Source organism: Mesorhizobium huakuii, assembly GCF_030160235.1.
In the GTDB taxonomy this organism is placed as follows: Bacteria; Pseudomonadota; Alphaproteobacteria; order Rhizobiales; family Rhizobiaceae; genus Mesorhizobium; species Mesorhizobium huakuii.
Genome location: NZ_BSNY01000087.1, coordinates 1 through 918, shown reverse-complemented (window position 1 = coordinate 918; position 918 = coordinate 1). Strand labels below are relative to the sequence as shown.

1 protein-coding gene is annotated in these 918 nt (G+C 62.6%); it reads right to left on the bottom strand.

The features are described from left to right. A partial coding sequence (locus QQK95_RS33385) for an ISAzo13 family transposase (protein ID WP_284278848.1) occupies positions 1-918 on the bottom strand: 918 nt, incomplete at both ends.

Genomic DNA, 918 nt, shown 5'->3' with positions numbered 1-918 from the left:
AGAGGCGGTGTTCGATCTTGTTCCATTTGCTGGTGCCGGGCGGGAGATGGAGGACAGCGATGGTCAACCCCAACTCGTCGGCCAGCTTTTGGAGTTCGACTTTCCACAGGCGCACGCGCGAACCGTTGCTTCCGCCGCCGTCGGCGGTGATCGTCAAGGTATGAGCGTGCGCGTAGCGATCACGCCCCATGCTGATCCACCAGGAGCGTATGGCGTTGACGGCGAAGGCAGCGGTATCGTGGTCGATCCCGACGCTGACCCACCCTTTGTCATCGGCGATATCATAAATACCGTAGGGCGCGGCACGACCGAGCTTCGGGTCGACGAAATCATGGACGCGGACCGGCTCTGGTGCTCCGGCCGGTCGGTATTCACGTCCGCCATTCTTGAAGTCGCCGACGAGTTCTTTCTTCTTCGTATCGACGGAGATCGCAGGTTGACCGGCCGTAATGGCGTCCTTGACCGTCCTGGCGATGTGCTGGAACTGTGCGTCGCGATCGACGTGGCTCGATCCCTCCAGCGTCTTTCGATTGCCCTGAAGAGAATACCCAAGCGTTTTCAACAGAGTACCGACGACGTCATGACCGACACGATGGCCCATGGCGCAAAGCGCCGCCGCCAAGTTCCGCAAGCTTTTCGATGTCCACTTCAAGGGTGACATCGGATCGCCACGCGTGGCGGGGTCGACAAGCCTTTCCAGGTCGCTGAGAAGTGTCGGATCCGTCTGCGTCAAAGGTTTGCGTCCGGCACCCTTGCGCCGGATGCCGCCAAGAGCTGAATCCGGCGCCGCGCCGCGCAGTTCCCGCAATCCATATCCGATGGTGCTACGCGCGATCCCCGTTGCCGCGGACACCGCCGCGATCCCGCCCCAGCCCGCGGTGAGCGCTTCCGCCGCCGCAAAGCGGCGACGACCACGCT